The sequence below is a fragment of the Rhodoferax sp. SPJ4 genome, from assembly GCF_058216275.1.
Genome location: NZ_JBYZMN010000004.1, coordinates 279,617 through 295,486, shown reverse-complemented (window position 1 = coordinate 295,486; position 15,870 = coordinate 279,617). Strand labels below are relative to the sequence as shown.

General features: G+C 65.9%; 15 protein-coding genes. 6 read left to right on the top strand and 9 right to left on the bottom strand.

The annotated features are described in order from the left end of the window. The first annotated feature begins 30 nt into the window (after positions 1–30). Together AC4BAR_RS14530 and AC4BAR_RS14525 are read left to right on the top strand one after the other, a co-directional pair. Complete coding sequence (locus tag AC4BAR_RS14530) at positions 31–1,365, top strand: HlyD family type I secretion periplasmic adaptor subunit (protein WP_490628603.1); 1,335 nt, start codon at positions 31–33, stop codon at positions 1,363–1,365. A 95-nt stretch (positions 1,366–1,460) separates the two neighbouring features. Continuing rightward, positions 1,461–3,038 carry a TolC family protein gene (locus tag AC4BAR_RS14525; RefSeq protein WP_490628602.1) on the top strand — a complete coding sequence of 526 codons (1,578 nt, stop codon included), beginning with the start codon at positions 1,461–1,463 and terminating at the stop codon, positions 3,036–3,038. Between the two features lie 9 nt (positions 3,039–3,047). Here the strand turns inward: AC4BAR_RS14525 and AC4BAR_RS14520 are convergent, their stop codons facing one another. Continuing rightward, on the bottom strand, positions 3,048–4,280 hold the full coding sequence (locus tag AC4BAR_RS14520; RefSeq protein ID WP_490628601.1) for a YbfB/YjiJ family MFS transporter: 1,233 nt from the start codon (positions 4,278–4,280) through the stop codon (positions 3,048–3,050). Positions 4,281–4,453: 173 nt separating this feature from the next. Here AC4BAR_RS14520 and AC4BAR_RS14515 point away from each other — a divergent pair, with 173 nt between their 5' ends. From AC4BAR_RS14515 to AC4BAR_RS14500, 4 genes are all read left to right on the top strand, one after another. Continuing rightward, positions 4,454–4,945, top strand: a complete 492-nt coding sequence (locus tag AC4BAR_RS14515; RefSeq protein ID WP_490628600.1) for a hypothetical protein — start codon at positions 4,454–4,456, stop codon at positions 4,943–4,945. A 90-nt stretch (positions 4,946–5,035) separates the two neighbouring features. Next, a complete protein-coding gene (locus tag AC4BAR_RS14510) occupies positions 5,036–5,338 on the top strand; it encodes a DUF5076 domain-containing protein (RefSeq protein WP_490628599.1) in 303 nt (100 codons plus the stop codon). Continuing rightward, entirely contained in the window at positions 5,307–5,882 is a 576-nt protein-coding gene (locus tag AC4BAR_RS14505) for an MOSC domain-containing protein (protein ID WP_490628598.1), read from the top strand. The genes AC4BAR_RS14510 and AC4BAR_RS14505 overlap by 32 nt, the downstream gene beginning before the upstream one ends. 57 nt (positions 5,883–5,939) lie before the next feature. Next, positions 5,940–6,245, top strand: coding sequence for a DUF1840 domain-containing protein (locus AC4BAR_RS14500; protein ID WP_490628597.1), 306 nt, complete (start codon positions 5,940–5,942; stop codon positions 6,243–6,245). Positions 6,246–6,318: 73 nt separating this feature from the next. Here AC4BAR_RS14500 and AC4BAR_RS14495 read toward each other — a convergent pair whose 3' ends face one another. The 8 genes from AC4BAR_RS14495 to AC4BAR_RS14460 all read right to left on the bottom strand — a co-directional run bounded on the left by AC4BAR_RS14495 (position 6,319) and on the right by AC4BAR_RS14460 (position 15,843). Next, a complete protein-coding gene (locus AC4BAR_RS14495; protein WP_490628596.1) occupies positions 6,319–7,299 on the bottom strand; it encodes a tripartite tricarboxylate transporter substrate-binding protein in 981 nt (326 codons plus the stop codon). Positions 7,300–7,404: 105 nt separating this feature from the next. After that, the gene (locus AC4BAR_RS14490) at positions 7,405–8,652 is read right to left on the bottom strand and encodes a phenylacetate--CoA ligase family protein (RefSeq protein ID WP_490628595.1); all 1,248 of its coding nucleotides are present in this window, start codon (positions 8,650–8,652) and stop codon (positions 7,405–7,407) included. A 14-nt stretch (positions 8,653–8,666) separates the two neighbouring features. Then, complete coding sequence (locus AC4BAR_RS14485; RefSeq protein ID WP_490628594.1) at positions 8,667–9,476, bottom strand: ABC transporter ATP-binding protein; 810 nt, start codon at positions 9,474–9,476, stop codon at positions 8,667–8,669. A 99-nt stretch (positions 9,477–9,575) separates the two neighbouring features. Then, positions 9,576–10,913 (bottom strand): ABC transporter substrate-binding protein, encoded by a 1,338-nt coding sequence (locus AC4BAR_RS14480; RefSeq protein WP_490628593.1) that lies wholly within the window; start codon positions 10,911–10,913, stop codon positions 9,576–9,578. A gap of 126 nt (positions 10,914–11,039) precedes the next feature. Next, on the bottom strand, positions 11,040–12,116 hold the full coding sequence (locus AC4BAR_RS14475) for a branched-chain amino acid ABC transporter permease (protein WP_490628592.1): 1,077 nt from the start codon (positions 12,114–12,116) through the stop codon (positions 11,040–11,042). A 51-nt stretch (positions 12,117–12,167) separates the two neighbouring features. Beyond that, a complete protein-coding gene (locus AC4BAR_RS14470; RefSeq protein ID WP_490628591.1) occupies positions 12,168–13,097 on the bottom strand; it encodes a branched-chain amino acid ABC transporter permease in 930 nt (309 codons plus the stop codon). Between the two features lie 8 nt (positions 13,098–13,105). Beyond that, a complete protein-coding gene (locus tag AC4BAR_RS14465; RefSeq protein WP_490628590.1) occupies positions 13,106–13,888 on the bottom strand; it encodes an ABC transporter ATP-binding protein in 783 nt (260 codons plus the stop codon). Positions 13,889–13,899: 11 nt separating this feature from the next. Next, a complete protein-coding gene (locus AC4BAR_RS14460; RefSeq protein ID WP_490628589.1) occupies positions 13,900–15,843 on the bottom strand; it encodes an AMP-dependent synthetase/ligase in 1,944 nt (647 codons plus the stop codon). Positions 15,844–15,870: the final 27 nt, after the last annotated feature.

The following is a 15,870-nucleotide window of genomic DNA, read 5'->3' as shown; positions in this document are numbered from 1 at the left end:
TCCCATCCCCGGCCACTCAAAGTCGAAGTCATGGACTCCACGAACAATCAATCGCTTCCGCAAGTGCTGCAGGGCCCCGCGGGCTCGGTCAAGGCCCTGCCTTATGCCGGCGCAGGAAAAAAATCGGCCAAGGCCTTCTTCTGGGGCGGCGGGGTGCTGCTGGCGGCCTTCGGCCTGGGCTTCCCCGTCGAGTCGGTGGTGGTGGCGCCGGGCCGGGTCATCCCGTCCGACCAGGTCAAGATCGTCCAGCACTTGGAGGGCGGCATCGTCAGCGAGGTCATGGTCAAGGACGGTGACAAGGTCAAGGCCGGCCAGCCCCTGGTGCAGATCGACCTCGGCGGCAACAGCCTGAACCTCGAGGAATTGACGGCCCGCACCATGTCTTTGACCGCCGCGCGCATCCGGCTGATGGCGGAAAGCCAGGGCAAGAACATCACCCGCGCCGACTTCGGCAAGGACATCGACGAGTCGGTCTACCAGGCCGAGGCCGGTGCCTACCAGGCGCGCTCGCTGGAGCAGCGCGGCATTGTCGACGCCGCCGAATCGCAGCTGGCCCAGGCTCGCAGCCGTTTGCTGGAGCAGCAGGAACGGGTCAACGCGCTGGCCTCGCGCCTGGCGCTGTACCAGAAGGAAGTGAGCCTGTCGCAGCAACTGCTGGATGAAAAGCTCATTCCGCAGCTGGAGGTGCTGGAGAAGCAGCGCCAGCTCGAAACCGTGCGCGGCGACCTGGCGGTGGCCAAGCAAAGCGTGCTGGCCGCCACCAGTGCCATCGGTGAGGCCCAGGGCAAGATCCTGGAGGCCCAGGGCCGCTTCCGTCGCCGGGCCTCGGACGAGCTGTCCACCGCAGAGCGGCAGCTCGCCAGCTTGAGCGAAGACCTGTCGCGCGCCAAGGTGCAGCGCTCACGCACGGTGGTGCGGGCGCCGGCCAACGGCATCGTGAAAAGCCTGCGCAACCCCAGCCCGGGCTGGGTGGTGCGGCCAGGTGAGCAAATCATGGAAGTGGTGCCCGACCAGAACCAGATCACCTTCGAGGCCAAGCTGAGCCCCACCGACCGCGGCTTCGTGCATGTCGGTCAGCCGGCGACCATCAAGGTCAGCGCCTACGATTTCCTGCGCTATGGCGCGGTCGACGGCAAGGTCACGCTGGTCGGCGCCGATGCCGACTCCGATCCCACCAACCCGACGGTGCGCACCTACTACCGCTTGCTGGTCAGCAGCGACAAGGAGTATGTGGGCAAGCCCGATCACCCGATCACCGCCGGCATGGACGTGCAGGTCGACCTGCTGGTCGGCCGCGACCCCTTCATTTGGTACATTCTGCGGCCGGTGCTGAAGGTCCAGCGCGAAGCATTTCAGGAGCCTTGATCGTGTTCAGACTATCGCCGCTGAGTTGGGCCGTTTCGCTGTGCTGGTTGGCTGTCCACGCGGGCGCACAGGCCCAGGACGGAGTGGCGCCGTCGTTGACGCCCTCCACCACCTTGTCGGGGCGGACGCTGGGCGCGGTGGGCTACGGTGACCAGGTCAAGCGGGCCATCCTGGTGATGGCCCAGGACCATCCCGAGGTGCTGGCCGCCCAGGCCAGCCTGGCCTCGGGCGGCTTCGATGCCGAAGCCGCCAAGCGCGGCCGCTACCCGCGTTTGTCGGTGGCCACCGCCTCCGGCCGCTCCACCACCTTTATTTCGCAGAACAACTCGGTGTCCCGGCCCTTCACCGCGGTGACAGCCAGCGCGCGCGCCACGCTGCTCGATGCCGGTGGCCTCAGTGCCCGCGTGCGGGCCGCCGAAGCCAACACCAACGCCCTGGAAGAAGGGCTGCGCTCCACCGTGCAAAAGGTCATGCTGGACGGCATCACCGCCTACATGCAGGTGCTGCGTTACGACCTGAAAAAGCGCATCGCCGCCAAGTCCACCCAGGTGCTGGACGAAATGACCCGGGCCGAGCAGCGCAAGGTCGACCTGGGCGCCACCGGCCAGAGCGATGCCCGGCTGGCGGCCTCGCGGCGGGCCGGCGCCGCGGCCAAGCGGCAGGAGTTCGATGCGCTGCTGACCGATGCGGTGGCCAAGTTCGAAACCTATTTCAAGTTTTCCCCCAACCCCTCGGCTTTGCCTTCTCTGGCGGTGCCCAAGGCCTGGCGCACCCCGACGCTGAACGAGGCCTTGCAGCTTGCCGAGGCCAACAGCGCCGAACTGGCCGAAGCCAAGGCGCGGGTGGAACGGGCCAACGCGGTGGTCGACCGCGAAAAATCCGCCCGCTTCCCCACCGTGGACGGCGTGATCTCCAAGAGTTCGGACAACCGCGGCCTGACGGTCGAACCCACCCGGGCGGCGCTGGAGCTGAACTTCAACGTCGGCAATGGCTTCGACATCCAGACCCGCGTCAAGGCGGCGCTGGTCGACGTGGCCGCCCAGGAGGCCAAGGTCGAGGCCTCGCGCGCCAACGTGGTGGAAGTCACCTCGGGTTCATGGGCCCGCACCCAGTCCGGCCTGGAGCGTGTCAAGCAGCTGTCCGATGCGGCCAGCGAGGCCAACGCCGCCTACCAGGCCAAGCGCCGTTTGCTGGCCTTTGGCCGCGAGGTGTTGACCAATGTGCTGGACGCGCAGTTGGAGCACTACAACCTGCTGCTCGACCTGGTGGACGCGGTGGTTGACCTGCGCATCGCCGAGTTCCGGCTGGCCCGCACCGCCGGCCGCCTGCTGGTCACGCCCGAGGGCGACAACGCCTGGGTCAACCAGGTGGTGACCAACGGCTCGCTTGACGATTTGTTCACCGAAGGCCTGCTGGAGTTCGTCTGCAAATCCGACAGCCCGGGTTGCGGCAGCACCTCGGTGGCGGCCGCCGGCGACCAGCGCAGCCCCACGCTGAAGCGGGCCACGGCCCTGAAAGACGTGCCGGGGGCCAGCCCCTTTCTGGCCCCGGCCAGCCCGCCGCCTGCGCGCGAGCTGCCTGCCAAAGAGGCGCCAGCGGCCAACCCCTTCCTGGCCCCGCCCAAGGAAGCGCCGGTCACCAGCCCCTATTTCCTGCCCCCGTTGGGCAACTGAGCCCCAGGCTCAGGCGGCCGCGGTTTTCGGACAGAAACGGATCAAGGCCGCGTACAGCGCGGCCCCGGCGAGCAGGGCCAGCGCGGCCGTCTCCAGCGCCAGGTCAAAGCCCTCGGCGGTGGAGCGACTGCGCTGCAGCAGCACCGCCACCCAGGCCGGCCCCAGGATTTGGCCCAGGCCGTACAGTGCGGTGATCAGCCCCATGTAGCTGGCCGCCGCCGCCGGCCACAAACGGCGCGCCTCCTGCATGGCAAAAAAGGTCAGCGCGGTGAAGGGCAGGCCCAGCAGCAGGCTGCCCAGTGCAAAGCCGGCCAGGCTGGGCTGCCACAGGCCGATGGCAATGCCGCTGGCCTGCATCAGGTAGGCGGCTACTAGCAGCCAGCGCAGATCGGTCACGCCGCGGATGCGGGTGGCCAGCAGGGCCCCCAGCACCACCCCCAGGCCGAACAGCGGCCAGAACAGGTCAATCCAAGGCGAGCCCGGCAGGGCCGCGCGGGCAATCACCGGCAAAAAGGTGGCGGTGATGATGTAGCCAAAACCCGCCAGGCCATAGGCCAGCGCAAAACACGCCAGCTCGGCCAGGCCGGCCCGCCCCGCCACCGGGCTGTGGCCGCCCGCAGTCACCGGGGCCGGTGCCCCGGTCTGGCCAAACACCCGCCACACCGCCGCCGTCAGCAGCGCCGCCAGCACACCGAACACCAGCCAACCGGTGGCCGCCTGGCCATGGCTGGCCACCAGCGCCGACGCCGACAGGCCACTGCCCACAATGCCCAGGCCAGGCCCGGTGTAGATGGCGCCGCCCAGTGCGGTGGCGTTGTGCCGGGCCAGCTGGGCCAAACACCAGCCCGAGGTGAACACAAACACCAGCGCGCTGGCCACGCCGGCGGCAAAACGCATCGCTGCCCAGGCACCGGGCCAGGGCAGCACCATGCCCAGCGTCAGCACCACCGTGGCCGCCAGGCCGATGCGCACCCAGCTCGCGCTGTTCACCGGCGGCAGGCCCAGGCGCCGCCACAGCCAGGGTTGCAGCGTGCAAAAAAGCGCGCCGGCCAGGTAGCCCAGGTAGTTGGCGCTGGCCAGCCAGCTGGCCGCCGCCAGCGTGATCACGCCGTCGTTCAGCATCATGGGCAGCAGCGGCGTGAAGGCAAAGCGGCCAATGCCCATGGCGGTGGCCAGGGCCAGCGCGCCGGCCAGCACCAGGGTTCGGGGCGAGGTCGGTCGGGTGGGGGGTGGGGATACCATGGGTGGATGCGGCGCCCACAGGCCGCCGCGTCGTCCATGTTAGCCGCCCGCAACGGGCGGTGGGCCGCGCATGCAAAGCCTGTGCAAATCACTGTGGCAAACGCCCTCATGTGGCTAACATGGAAGCCCTGTGGCGACGGGGTCCGTCCGTTGCCTTGTGCCTAGGAGACGCCATGACACTCAAACCCTTTCTGGTGGCCGGGTTCGGCCTGTTGTTGCTGGGCCGCGCCGCCGCACAAACCAGCCCTGAATTGACGCTGCAATTCCTCAGCGACAGCGAGAAGGCCGGCTTCAGCGCCCGCCTTGGCTGTGTGGCCGAGATCATCAAACTGCCGGAGAACAAGACGGTGGCCCTGGTGGGCGACGCCAAGGCCGCACTGGTCAAGGTGGGCAAGGCCTCCAGCGAGCACTATGTGTATTTCCGCAATGCCAAGGAAGCCAAGTTCGGTGGTCTGACGCCGTCGGCCTCCGGTGACTTCGTGGTCGAGGCCTCGCTGTTGAAGAACGGTGACGAGGCCTTGTGTGAGCCGGTGGGCTGCCGCGCCATTCCGGCCCGCATGCTGCTCGACGTGAGCTCGCGCGAGGGCAAGAACCGGCTGGTCGACAGCAACGTGCTCATCCATGACAAATGCGGACGCCTGGAGGCCAAGCGCCTGCTGCACTGAGAGGGCCAAGCCCACACCAGGCTGGCGGTTGCGCGTGGATAATTCGCCCTGGTTTTCCTTGCCCACGCACCACCATCAGGAGCTTTCACCGTGACCCAGTCGACCCTTGCCGGCACCTTGCCACCGCCCGAACTCGCCCATGAGGAGGGCGCCTCCGAAGTGTTGCGGGTCTGGGTGGGCTCAGACAACACCTTGCAATGCAACCTGAAGGTGCAGTGGGAAGACCCGGGCCAGTGGGGCTTGCTGCTGGCCGGCATTGCCCGCGACGTGGCCGGTGCCTACGAGCGGCAGGGCGCCGACCCCCAGGCGGCGTTTGAACGCCTGTACGCGGTGTTCGAGAGCGAGTTCGTTCCGACCACCGATGTCGACGAGACCCCCGCCGCCGACGCCTGAGCACCCCGAGGGCCGCACCGGCCTGCGTGCGCTCGGCCACCGCTTTCCGCGGGCCGGGCGTCTGGAAGCGATCGTGCTGCGGCCGGCACGCGGCCAGCCGGCCGTGGCCGTGTCCGAGGCCATGGTCCTGGTGGGCCAAGGCCTGGACGGTGACCGCAGCGCCGCCCGCCTGCCTTCGGCCGGTGCCAGCGCTGCCCGGCAGCTCAGCCTGCTGCAGGCCGAACACCTGCCGGTGATCGCCGCCTTGGCCGGCCTGGCCGAGGTGCAGGCCATCGCGCTGCGGCGCAACCTGGTGGTGTCCGGCCTCAACCTGCTGGCGGCCCGCGCGCTGTTCAAGGACTGCCCGCTGGTGCTGTGTCTGGGCGAGTCGGTGGTGCTGGAAATCACCGGCCCCTGCGCCCCTTGCTCGCGCATGGAAACGGTGTTGGGCCCCGGCGGCTACAACGCCTTGCGCGGCCATGGTGGCATGACCGCCCGGGTGCGGGTGGGTGGGCTGCTGAAAGCGGGGGACGCCGTGCGTTGTCTGCCCGACGGCGCGTTCTGAAGGCTGCGGCTTATCATAGTGCCGTGTGGTGTTCACACGGCATTTCCAAGGCCCCCCATGCTGTACGTTTTCAAATCCCGGGCCGCTGGTGACCTGATCATGCTGGAGCCCAACGGCCGGCGTGTGTTGCAAATCATCGGCAAGGACCCCGGGCCCAAGGGCATCATCCTGCCCGAGCAGATGGCGGCCGCGGTGGCTGCGCTGGAGGCCAGCGTGGCGCAGGACGAGGCCCAGCGCGCCGCAGCCGATCCCGACGCCCCCGAACACCCCGAGGCGGTGTCATTGCGCCAGCGCGCCGCCCCCTTCATTGCCATGCTGAAGCAATGCGGCAAGGCCGACAAGGAAATCGTCTGGGGGGTGTAGCCGGCCGTTGGCCGCCCCGTGCCAAGGGGGCGGCAGGCCGCTGTCGGGGCCGGGCCGGCCCGGAGGGAAACGCTCAGTCGGCGTAGACGCCGGCGGCCTTGATGATGGGGCTCCACTTGGCGATCTCGGCCGCCACAAATTTCTTGTGCTCAGCCGACTCCATGCGCTTGTCGGTCACCACCACCGCGCCCAGGCCTTCCTGCTTCTTGATGAACTCCGGGTCTTTCAAGGCCACCTTCAAGGCCTCGTTGAGCTTGGCCGTCACATCGGCCGGCGTGCCCTTGGGTGCGTAAAGGCCGTGCCAGATGGTGACCTGGAAGTTCTTCAGGCCCGACTCGTCCATGGTCGGGATGTCTTTCAGCGCCGGGGTGCTCAGCCGCTTGGTGGTGGTGACGGCAAAGGCCTTGACCTTCTTGGCCTCGATCTGGGTGCTGGTGTTGGTGGTCTGGTCACACATCAGGTCGATCTGGCCGCCAATCAGGTCGGTCATTGCCGGCGCCGTGCCTTTGTAGGGCACGGTGGTCATCTCGTTCTGCGTGGCCGACTGGAACAGCAAGCCACACAGGTGCGAGGCCGAGCCGATGCCGGCATTGCCCAGGTTGACCTTGCCCTTGTTCTGCGTCATCCAGGCGGTCAGTTCCTTGAAGTTGCTGGCCGGCAGCGACGGCCGGGCGATCAGCGTCATGGGCACGTCATTGACCATGCCCAGGTACTCGAAGTCGCTCTCCACCTTGAACGGGATGTTGCGCACCAGCGTCGGCATGGTCGACATGCCGATGTGGTGCAGCAGCACGGTGTAGCCATCGGGGCTGGCCTTGGCCACCTTGTTGGCGCCGATGGAGCCGCCGGCGCCAGCCGCGTTGTCCACCACGATGCTGATGCCGCCCAGCGGCTTGCGCAAGGCCTCGGCCAGGTCGCGGGCCACCCGGTCGGTGGGCCCGCCGGCGCTGAAGGGCACCACGATGGTGATGACCTTGTCCTTGGCCGGGAAGTCAGCGGCCTGCGCCGCAAAGGCGGCCACACCCAGGGCCAGCACGGTCACAAAGGATTTCATGGGATCGCTCCAGTCGTCAACAAAACGACATGCTAAGACGGTCTGCCGACCGTCACAACGCGGCAACTACCTAAGGATGGCCCCAGCGCCGCTGGGGCCATGGCCTCATTTGTAGCTGCGGGCGTCTTCGATGACCTTGCCGTCGTTGGGCAGGCTGCCGGGGCTGACCAGCTCCACCGTGCCGCGCAGCTTGGTGACGTCGCGGATGGCGTCGCTCAAACGGGTGGGCAGGTCGTGGGCGCCGTCCGGCGCTTCCACCTTCAGCGTCATGCTGTCGTTGGCCATCTCGCCGGTCACCACCAGGCGGGCCTTGACCACCTCGGGGAAGCGCTTGGCGATGTCGGCCACCTGGCCGGGGTGCACAAACATGCCACGGATCTTGGTGGTCTGGTCGGCCCGGCCCATCCAGCCCTTGATGCGGGTGTTGGTGCGGCCGGTCGGGCATTCGCCCGGCAGCACCGCCGACAGGTCGCCGGTGCCGAAGCGGATCAGCGGGTAGTCGCGGCTGAAGGTGGTCACCACCAGCTCGCCCACCTCGCCTTCGGGCACCGGGTCACCGGTGCCGGGGCGCACAATTTCCACCAGCACCCGCTCGTCCAGCACCAGGCCTTCGCGGGCCGGGGTTTCGTAGGCGATCAGGCCCAAGTCGGCGGTGGCGTAGCACTGGTACACGTCCACCCCGTGCTGGGCAAACCAGTCACGCAGGCTGGGCGGGCAGGCCTCGCCGGACACCAGGGCCTTTTTCAGGCTGGGCAGGGCCACACCCATCTCTGCGGCTTTTTCCAGAATGATCTTCAGAAAGCTGGGCGTGCCGGCATAGCCCGCAGGCTTGAGGTCGGCCATCACCTGCACCTGCTGCTCGGTCTGGCCGGTGCCGCCCGGGAACACGGTGCAGCCCAGGTAGTGGGCGCCGGTTTCCATCATCGAGCCAGCCGGCACAAAGTGGTAGCTGAAGCAGTTGTGCACCAGCTCGCCGGGGCGGAAACCCGCGGCAAACATCGCCCGGGCCACACGCCAGTAGTCTTCGCGGTGGCCTTCGGGTTCGTACAGCGTGCCGGGGCTGGCAAAAATGCGCGGCATGCCGGCGCCATAGGTCACGGTGGCAAAACCGCCAAAGTTGTCGCTGCCGCGCTGGGCTTTTTGCTGTTCCAGCAGCTCGTGCTTGCGCGTCACCGGCAGCTTGGCCAAGGCCTCGCGGCTGGTCACGGAGGCAGGGTCAACATCGGCAAACAGCTTGCCGAAAGCGACCGAGTTTTCCTTGGCAAAAGCCACATGGCCGCGCAGCGCGTGCAACAGCGAGGCTTCGCGGTCCTGCGGGTCGCGGGTTTCGAGGGGGTCGAAGAAATCGTTCATGCTGTGGATCCCCTTCACGCCAGCCAGCGCTTGCGGCGCTTGTAGCTCTTGACGTCCTTGAACGACTTGCGTTCGCCGCCGCCCATGCCGAGGTAGAACTCCTTGACGTCTTCGTTGCTGGCCAGGTCCTTGGCCGCACCGTCCATCACCACCCGGCCGCTCTCCATGATGTAGCCGTAGTCGGCGTAACGCAGCGCCATGTTGGTGTTTTGCTCGGCCAGCAGGAAGGTGACGCCTTCCTTGGCGTTGAGGTCTTTGACGATCTCGAACACCTCTTCCACGATCTGCGGCGCCAGGCCCATCGAGGGCTCGTCCAGCAGCACCATGCTGGGGTTGGCCATGATGGCGCGGCCGATGGCGCACATCTGCTGCTCACCGCCGGAGGTGTAGGCGGCCTGCGAGCCCTTGCGGGTCTTCAGGCGGGGGAAGTAGGTGTAGACCTTGTCGAGGTTGGCGGCGATCTCGCCCTTGTCCTTGCGGGTGTAGGAACCGGTCAGCAGGTTCTCTTCGATGGTCAGGTGGGCGAAGCAATGCCGGCCTTCCATCACCTGAACCACACCGCGCTGCACCAGATCGGCCGGCGACAGGTTTTCGATGCGCTCGCCACGCAGTTCGATCGAGCCCTTGGTGACCTCGCCACGCTCGCCCTTGAGCAGGTTGGAGATGGCCCGCAGCGTGGTGGTCTTGCCCGCGCCGTTGCCGCCCAGGATGGCCACGATGCCGCCTTCGGGCACCGACAGGGAGACCCCCTTGAGCACGAGGATCACGTGGTTGTAAATGACCTCGATGCCATTGACGTTGAGAACGATGTTTTGCTGTGTCATGGTGGTAGTGTGAGCAATCGACGGGCCTGCACCGGCAAGCCCGTCGATTGCTGGCTCCGTGGGGAGCCAGCCTGGCCCTTGCGGGCCGTGGGGGTCAGATCAGGACTGGCAATCCGACGCGGGGCGACGGGTGATCTTCTTCTCGGCAGCGTACTTGTCGGCTGCGGCCTTGACCATGGGGTTGATCACGGTCTCGTCCGCTTGGTACCAGTCGGAGGTGAAGTTCCAGTTCTTGCCGTCCCAGGTCTGCACGCGGGCCCAGGCCGCGCCCATGTGGTCCTTGCACGAGGTGGAGATGGGGCGCAGCACGCCAGCGAAACCGGCACCGTCGAGCTTCTTCTGGTCGAGGGCCAGGTTCTCCAGGCCCCAACGCACCTGCTCACCGCTCATGCGCTTGCCCTTGCCATAACGCTCTTGCGCACGGCGCACGCCTTCCACCGCCAGGTAGGCCGCGAACACGCCGCGCATGTACAGCACCTGGCCGACTTCTTCCTTCGGACCCGTGCCCTGGCCCTTGCCATGGACTTCGGCCAGGATGTCTTTCACCACCTTGGCTTCGTAAGCGGGGCCGTGTTGCAGGGCCAGCGCGTTGTAGCCCTTGGAGGCATCGCCCACGTCACGCACATCGGGCTCGGCACCGGCCCACCACACGCCGTACATCTTTTCGCGCGGGAAGCCAGTGGCTTGCGCTTCCTTGATGGCGGTGGAGTTCATCACACCCCAGCCCCACAGGAACACGTAGTCGGGCTTGCTCTGACGCACTTGCAGCCAGGTGGCCTTTTGCTCCACGCCGGGGTGGGTCACAGGCAGCAGGCTCAGCTCGTAGCCGTAGGCACGCGAGAGTTCCTGCAGCAGCGGAATGGGTTCCTTGCCATAGGGGCTGTCGTGGTACACCAGGGCGATCTTCTTGCCCTTGAGCTTGTCCGCGCCGCCTTCTTTCTTGGCGATGTGCTGCACCAGCACGTCGGCCGCCACCCAGTAGGTGCCAGTCAGCGGGAAGTTCCACTTGAACACGCCGCCGTCGGCCGACTCGCTGCGGCCATAGCCGGCGGTGATCAGCGGAATCTTGTCTGCGGGGGCCTTCTCGGTCAGCGCGAAGGTGATGCCGGTCGACAGCGGCTGGAAGGTGGTGGCGCCACCGTTCTTGCCCTTCAGGCGCTCGTAGCATTCCACACCGCGGTCGGTGGCGTAGCCGGTTTCGCACTCTTCGTACGAGACCTTCACACCGTTCAGCAGGTTCTTGGACTGGGCCAGCTTGAGGTAATCCACATAGCCGTTGGCGAAGGGAATGCCGTTGGCCGCGTAGGCGCCAGTGCGGTAGGCCAGCACCGGGAAGAACTGTTCATTGGACTGGGCCAGGGCATTCGTCGTGACCAGCACCGACGAGGCGCCTGCCGCCGCGACGGTGATGGCCAGAATCAGGTTTCGTAGCTTCATGGGAACTCTCCTTGAAAAAATGAAAAACGCGCTTGAGTAAAACTGCAAACCATCAAAAAGTCATCAGTGATTGCGACTAGGTAATACCGATGGGTCCAACGCGTGCAACAGCTGAATCCACTGGGCTCAGTGGGGGAATGGCCACAGGCGCAGCTTCTGTTTGCCAATGCTCCACAGCTTGGCCAGACCATGCGGCTCGACGATCAAGAACCACACGATCAAGGCGCCGAACACCATGAACTCAACGTGCGACACGGTGGCCGTGTCGATGTGCACGCCCAGCACATTGCCCATCCAGGGCAGGAACTGGTTCAGGAAAATCGGCAGCACCACGATGAAGGCGGCGCCGAAGAAGCTGCCCATGATGGAGCCCATGCCGCCAATGATCACCATGAACAGCAGCTGGAAGGAGCGGTCCACCGAGAAGGCCGCCGGCTCCCAGGAGCCCAGGTGCACAAAGGCCCACAGCGCGCCGGCCGTGCCGACGATGAAAGAGCTCACCGCGAAGGCCGACAGCTTGGCGTACATCGGGCGGATGCCGATCACCGCGGCCGCCACGTCCATGTCACGGATGGCCATCCACTCGCGGCCGATGGCGCTTCGCACCAGGTTCTTTGACAGCAGCGCAAACACCACCAGGAAGGCCAGGCAGAACAGGTATTTGTTCAGCGGGGAGTCGATGGCCCAGCCCAGCACCTGCAGGTCGGCCACCGAGGCCGTGCCCGACGACGAGTCGTTGGTGAACCACTTGACCCGCAGGAACAGCCAGTCGCAGAAGAATTGCGCGGCCAGCGTGGCGATCGCCAGGTACAGGCCTTTCACGCGCAGGCTGGGAATGCCGAACAGCATGCCCATCGCGGTGGAGGCCAGACCGCCCAGCAGCAGCGCTGGAATCAGCGGCATGCCCTCGATGCGGACCATGAAGTTGTAGGCCGCGTAGGCCCCCACCGCCATGAAGGCGCCGGAACCGATGGAAATCTGGCCGCAGTAGCCGACCAGGATGTTCACGCCCAGCGCCGCCAGCGACAGGATCACAAAGGGGATCAGGATGGCGCGCAGCATGTACTCGTCGGCCAGCAGGGGCACGCCGATGGCGGCAAAGGCAATGATGGCCAGCACGGCCCAGCGGTCCTGGGCGATCGGAAAGATTTGCTGGTCGGCTTTGTAGCTCGTTTTGAACTGGCCGTTTTCGCGGTAAATCATGGTGTGGTCTCGAACGGAATCGGTGGGGCTGTCAGGGTCTGAAGGGTGTGGTCAGACCCGGTCGATGATCTTCTCGCCGAACAGGCCTTGCGGACGGAACAGCAGGAACACCAGCGCCAGCACATAGGCAAACCAGATCTCGATGCCGCCACCCACATAGGGGCCGAGGTAAACCTCGGACAGCTTCTCGCCCACGCCGATGATCAGGCCGCCGACGATGGCGCCGGGCACCGAGGTCAGGCCGCCCAAAATGAGCACTGGCAGCGCACGCAGCGCGATGGTCGTCAGCGAAAACTGCACCGACAGCTTGGAGCCCCAGATGATGCCGGCCACCAGCGCCACCATGCCGGCCACGCACCAGACGATGACCCAGATGCGGTTCAGCGGAATGCCGATCGATTGGGCGGCCTGGTGGTCGTCGGCCACCGCGCGCAGTGCCCGGCCGGTGGTGGTTTTCTGGAAGAACACCGACAGCAGCGTCACCAGCACCACGGCGATGGCGGCCGCCACCATGTCTTCCTTGCTCAGCAAAATGCCGCCCGGGAAAATCGATTCAAAGGCGATCAGCGGCTCTTTGGGCATGCCCACGTTGATCTGGTAAATCTGGCTGCCGAACAGGGTCTGGCCAAAGCCTTCGAGGAAGTAGGTGATGCCCAGCGTGGCCATCAGCAGCGTCGCGCCTTCCTGGTTCACCAGATGGCGCAGCACCAGCCGCTCCACCAGCCAGGCCAGTGCAAACATGATCAACGCGGAAATGATGAAGGCCGCCACGTTGGCAAAAATCAGGCTGTCGATGCCGGTCCACTTCGGAATCCATTCCGAGAAGCGGGCCATGGCCAGGGCGGCAAACAGCACCATCGCGCCCTGCGCGAAATTGAACACGCCGGAGGCCTTGAAGATGAGCACAAAGCCCAGCGCCACCAGCGAATAAAGCATGCCGACCATCAGGCCGCTGAAAAGGGTTTCGAGGAAGAATGCCATGGTGGTGCTCAATGACTGGTGCCGAGGTAGGCGCTGATGACTTCGGGGTTGTTGCGGACTTCGTCGGGCGTGCCGTCGCCGATCTTCTTGCCGTAATCCAGCACCACCACGCGGTCGGAGATGTCCATCACCACGCCCATGTCGTGCTCGATCAGCACGATGGTGGTGCCGAACTCGTCGTTCACGTCGAGGATGAAGCGGCACATGTCCTGCTTCTCCTCGACGTTCATGCCGGCCATGGGCTCGTCAAGCAGCAGCACCTTGGGTTCCAGCGCCAGCGCGCGCGCCAGGTCCACCCGCTTCTGCAGGCCGTAGGGCAGCTGGCCCACCGGGGTCTTGCGGAAGGCCTGGATTTCCAGGAAATCGATGATCTTTTCCACCACCGCGCGGTGCTGCATTTCTTCGCGCTCGGCCGGGCCGATGCGCAGCGCCTGCATCAGCAAATTGCTTTTGATGCGCAGGTTGCGGCCGGTCATGATGTTGTCGAGCACGCTCATGCCCTTGAACAGCGCCAGGTTCTGGAAGGTCCGGGCAATGCCCATCTCGGCCACCTGGCGGCTGCTCATGTGCTTGAAGGTCTGGCCGCGGAAGGAGATCTTGCCCTCCTGCGGTGAATACACCCCGTTGATGCAGTTCAGCATCGAGCTCTTGCCGGCCCCGTTGGGGCCGATGATGGCGCGGATCTCGTGCTCCTTCACGTTGAAGGAGATGTCGGTCAGCGCCTTGACGCCGCCGAAGCGCAGGCTGATGTTGCTGACGTCGAGGATGACGTCGCCGATTTTCTTGCTCATATGCGTCAGTCTCAGGCGGCCGTTTTGACCGGAGTGAAAGTCTTGGTGTCGAAGATCTTCAGCGTGGCGCTGATGCTGCCGGTGCGACCGTCTTCGAACTTGACCTGGGTCTCGATGAACTGCTCGGACTTGCCGCCGTACAGCGCGTCCACCAGCGGCTGGTATTTGTCGGCGATGAAGCCGCGCCGGACCTTGTTGGTGCGGGTCAGCTCGCCGTCGTCGGCGTCCAACTCCTTGTGGAGCACCAGAAAGCGGCTGACCTGGCTGCCGGCCAGCAGGGCGTCGCGGCTCAGGTCGGCATTGACCTGTTCCACGCATTCCTTGATCAGGCTGTAGACCTCGGGTTTTTGCGCCAGGTCGGCGTAGCCGGCATAGGGCAGGTTGCGGCGCTCGGCCCAGTTGGCCACCGCGTCGAAGTCGATGTTGATCATCACGCAGACTTTTTCGCGCTTGTCGCCCAGGGCCACGACTTCCTTGATCTGCGGGAAGAACTTGAGTTTGTTCTCCACGTACTTGGGCGCAAACATCGCGCCGTCGTGCTCGCCGCCCATGATGCGGCCGACGTCCTTGGCCCGGTCAATGATCTTCAGATGGCCTTCGTTGTCCAGGAAGCCGGCGTCGCCGGTGTGGTACCAGCCGTCGGCCGTCAGCACCTCGGCGGTGGCGGCCGGGTTCTTGTAGTACTCCTTCAGCAGGCCGGGCGACTTGACCATCAGCTCGCCGTCCACCACCTTGATCTCCACGCCCTTCAGCGGCACACCCACGGTGTCGGCGCGGGCCTGGTTGTCGGGCTGCACGCAGACGAACACCGCGGTTTCGGTCGAGCCGTACAACTGCTTCATGTTGATGCCGATGGAGCGGTAGAAGGTGAACAGGTCGGGGCCGATGGCCTCGCCGGCGGTGTAGGCCACCTTGACCCGGCTCAGGCCCAGGTTGTTGCGCAGCGGGCCGTAGACCAACAGGTCGCCCACCGCGTACAGCAGGCGGTCGACAGCGCTCACCGGCAGGCCGTCCATGCGGGCCGGGCCCACCTTTTTTGCGATGCCCATGAAGTACTCGAACATCTTGCGCTTCACGGTACCGGCGTCTTCCATGCGAATGGTCACGCTGGTCAGCAGGCCTTCAAACACCCGGGGCGGCGCGAAGTAGTAGGTCGGGCCCACTTCCTTCAGGTCGATGGTCACGGTGGCGGCCGACTCGGGGCAGTTCACCACGTAGCCGCAGCTCAGCCACTGGGCGTAGGAGAAGATGTTCTGGCCGATCCAGGCCGGCGGCAAATAGGCCAGCACGTCTTCGGTCGGACCCAGGCGGTCAAACTCGGCGGCCGCGGCCGCCCGGTTGCCCAGCGTGTAGTGGGTGTGCACCACGCCCTTGGGGTTGCCGGTGGTGCCCGAGGTGTAGAACATGGCCGCCACGTCGGACGCGGTGGCCTTGGCAATCTCGGCCTTGAAAAAGCCCGGGTTTCGGGCCACAAAGGTCTTGCCGGTCTCGATCAGCGAGTCCAGCGACGCCAGGCCTGGCTCGTTGTAGCTGCGCAGGCCACGCGGGTCGTCGTAATAGATGTGGCTCACCGCCGGGCAGGGCTCGCGGATCTCCAGCAGCTTGTCGACCTGCTCCTGGTCTTCGACCATCGCAAACCGGGTGCCGGTGTTGTTGATGGGGAACACACATTCCGGACCGGCGGCGTCCTGGTACAGCGGCACCGGAATGGCGCCCAGCGACTGGGCGGCCAGCATGGTGGCGTACAGCCGGGGCCGGTTGGAGGCAATCAGCACCATGTGCTCACCGCGCTGCAGCCCGGCCAGGTGCAGGCCACCGGCGATTTGCTCGACCAGCGTGACCATGTCACGCCAGCTCAGCGTTTGCCAGATGCCATACTCTTTTTCGCGCATCGCCGGCGCGTCAGGGCGCTCTGCGGCGTGTTTCAACAACAATTGGGGGAACGTGGCTTGCATCCCGCTTCCTCGGTTCATGGGTAAAAG